Here is a 3358-nt window from a genome sequence, read left to right on the forward strand (position 1 = left end):
AGTCGGTGAATTCCTTGGCCGGCTTGGTCACCACCTTGAAGCCGTTATAGTCGAGCCAGTCGATCAGCGGCCGGATTGAGGAATATTCCTGATCCTCAACCAGCGCCGTGTAGTAGTAGGCACGCAACAGATAGCCGCGCTTCTGGAAGCTCGACAGAAGCTTGCGGTAGTCGATGTCGAAGCCGAGCGCCCGCGAGGTGGCATAGAGATTTGCGCCGTCGATGAAAAGAGCGATTTTCTCACGAGGGTCGAACATGGAAAAATGTCCTTTTTCAAAATGGGCGGTCGTCTAAATGCATCGGCGACCATGCCCGCGGCCCCATGATGGACCATACGGCCTTATCATCCGAGATAGCGCCAGTTTTGCGGCAATCCAAGCAGTGTCGGTGCCTCGCAAGCAATTGTGATCGGCGGTGCCATCGTCGCGGGTCTTTTCCCGCACTGAGCCTGGATAACCCCTGAAGCCGCACCACCTTGCCAAGAAGCTTGTATTTTAGCGGCGTTCAGGTTAAGGACCGCGCCTGTTTTCCATCAAATCCATCGCATGAAAGGGGCAATTCATGGCCCGCGTAACCGTTGAAGATTGCATCGACAAGGTCGACAACCGCTTCGAGCTCGTGCTTCTGGCCGGCCACCGCGCCCGTCAGATCAGCCAGGGCGCGCAGATCACCGTGCCGCGCGATAACGACAAGAACCCGGTGATCGCGCTGCGCGAGATCGCCGACGAGACGCTGTCGCCCGACGATCTCAAGGAAGACCTGATCCACTCGCTGCAGAAGCACGTCGAGGTCGACGAGCCGGAAGCTGACGGCGAGGTGATCGCGGACCAGACCGGTGCTGCCGTCGCGACGGCCGATGCCGACGATGCCGAGGACAACATCGCTTTCGACCGCATGACCGAGGAAGACCTTCTGGCCGGCATCGAAGGCTTGGTGCCGCCGGAAAAGAGCGACGACTACTAAGCTCTTAGAATTGCCTGGATCAAGCATCCGGCACTTCCGTATCGGCAGTTTCGTGGCTATCTATGACATGCGCCGCACACCAGTGCGGCGCATGATTCATTTCAGCACCGAGAGATCCCGCCCATGATGCGTCAGTATGAGCTTGTCGAGCGCGTCCAGCGCTACAAGCCTGACGTCAACGAGGCGCTGTTGAACAAGGCCTACGTCTACGCCATGCAGAAGCATGGCCACCAGAAGCGCGCTTCCGGCGATCCCTATTTCTCGCATCCGCTCGAAGTCGCCGCCATCCTCACCGATATGCATATGGACGAAGCGACCATTGCGGTTGCCCTGCTGCATGACACGATCGAGGACACCACCGCGACCAGGGCCGAGATCGACGAATTGTTCGGGCCGGAAATGGGCAAGCTGGTCGAGGGCCTGACCAAGCTCAAGAAGCTCGACCTCGTCTCCAAGAAGGCCGAGCAGGCGGAGAACCTGCGCAAGCTCCTGCTGGCGATCTCCGAGGACGTGCGCGTGCTGCTCGTCAAGCTCGCCGACCGCCTGCACAACATGCGCACGCTCGACCATGTTCCCGAAGCCAAGCGCCTGCGCATCGCCGAGGAGACGATGGACATCTATGCGCCGCTCGCCGGTCGCATGGGCATGCAGGGCATGCGCGAGGAGCTTGAGGAGATCGCCTTCCGCTACATCAATCCGGAAGCCTACCGCGCCGTCACCGCGAGGCTCGCCGAGATATTCGAGCGCAACAAGGGCGTTCTGACCGAGATCGAAAAGGCGCTGTCCGGTCTGTTCGAAAAGCATGCGATCAGGGCCAGCGTCAAAAGCCGTCAGAAGAAGCCGTGGTCGGTGTTCCGCAAGATGGAGGCCAAGGCGCTCTCCTTCGAGCAGCTTTCCGACATCTTCGGCTTCCGCGTCGTCGTCGACACCGTCGAGGATTGCTACCGGGCGCTCGGCGCCATCCACACGACATGGTCGATGGTGCCCGGCCGCTTCAAGGACTACATCTCGACTCCCAAGCAGAACGACTACCGCTCGATCCACACCACCATCGTCGGCCCGTCGCGCCAGCGCGTCGAATTGCAGATCCGCACCCGCGAGATGAACAAGATCGCCGAATACGGCGTCGCCGCGCATTCGATCTACAAGGATACTGGCGGCAAGACGAATGGCGCCGGCCATGCCATCTCGAAGGAGACCAACGCCTATGCCTGGCTGCGGCGCACCATCGAGCAGCTGGCCGAAGGCGACAACCCGGAGGACTTCCTCGAGAACACCAAGCTGGAGCTCTTCCAGGACCAGGTGTTCTGCTTCACGCCAAAGGGCATGCTGATCGCGCTGCCGCGTGGCGCGACCCCCATCGACTTCGCCTATGCCGTCCACACCGATGTCGGCGACACGTGCGTTGGCGCCAAGGTCAATGGCCGCATCATGCCGCTGATGACGGAGTTGAAGAATGGCGACGAGGTCGAGATCATCCGCTCCAAGGCGCAGGTGCCGCCGGCGGCCTGGGAATCGGTGGTCGTCACCGGCAAGGCGCGCGCCGCCATCCGCCGCGCCACCAAGAATGCCATCCGCAAGCAATATTCCGGCCTCGGCGCCCGCATTTTGGAGCGCGCCTTTGAACGCGCCGGCAAGAATTTCACCAAGGAGAGCCTGAAGCCGGTGCTGCACCGGCTGGCGCGCAAGGACATTGACGACGTGCTGGCCTCCGTCGGCCGCGGCGAACTGGCCTCGACCGACGTCATGAAGGCGGTGTTCCCCGACTATAAGGACGAGCGCGTCACGGTCGGCGCCCCCAAGCAGAGGGAGGAGGGCTGGTCGAAGATCCGCAACGCCGCCGGCATGCTGTTCCAGATGCCCGGCCGCGCCGCGCGCAAGGACAAGGACCAGCCGCGCGATGGCGCGGTTCCGATCCGCGGCGTGCGCGGCGATTTGCCGGTTCGCTTCGCGCCGGAGGGTGCCGTGCCTGGCGACCGCATCGTCGGCATCATCCAGCCCGGCACCGGCATCACCATTTACCCGATCCAGTCGCCGGCGCTGCAGGCCTTTGACGACCAGCCCGAGCGCTGGATCGATGTGCGCTGGGACATTGACGAGCGCACCAAGGAGCGTTTCCCGGCGCGCATTTCGGTCACGGCCATCAATGCGCCGGGCTCGCTTGCCGACATCGCCCAGGTCGTTGCCTCGAACGATGCCAACATCCATACACTGTCGATGGTGCGCACCGCGCCCGACTTCACCGAAATGCTGATCGATCTTGAGGTCTGGGATCTCAAGCACCTGAACCGGCTGCTCTCGCAGCTCAAGGACAATTCGAGCGTCAGCGATGCAAGGCGCGTGAATGGATGAATAGTGAATAGTGAATAGTGAATAGTGAATAGTGAATAGTGAAT

The 3358-nt window shown here is 61.6% G+C and carries 3 protein-coding genes; 2 read left to right on the forward strand and 1 reads right to left on the reverse strand.

Annotated elements, in window-relative coordinates:
- The coding region (locus EN742_RS28790; protein ID WP_128333554.1) for an NYN domain-containing protein at positions 1-256 on the reverse strand (256 nt) is incomplete at its 3' end.
- Between the two features lie 304 nt (positions 257-560).
- Between EN742_RS28790 and rpoZ the strand changes: the two genes are divergently transcribed.
- Together rpoZ and EN742_RS28800 are read left to right on the forward strand one after the other, a co-directional pair.
- Positions 561-962 carry a DNA-directed RNA polymerase subunit omega gene (rpoZ, locus tag EN742_RS28795; RefSeq protein ID WP_126055720.1) on the forward strand — a complete coding sequence of 134 codons (402 nt, stop codon included), beginning with the start codon at positions 561-563 and terminating at the stop codon, positions 960-962.
- A 123-nt stretch (positions 963-1085) separates the two neighbouring features.
- The gene (locus EN742_RS28800) at positions 1086-3314 is read left to right on the forward strand and encodes a bifunctional (p)ppGpp synthetase/guanosine-3',5'-bis(diphosphate) 3'-pyrophosphohydrolase (RefSeq protein WP_126055719.1); all 2229 of its coding nucleotides are present in this window, start codon (positions 1086-1088) and stop codon (positions 3312-3314) included.
- Positions 3315-3358 lie beyond the last annotated feature (44 nt).

Source organism: Mesorhizobium sp. M4A.F.Ca.ET.020.02.1.1, assembly GCF_004022645.1.
Classification (GTDB): domain Bacteria; phylum Pseudomonadota; class Alphaproteobacteria; order Rhizobiales; family Rhizobiaceae; genus Mesorhizobium.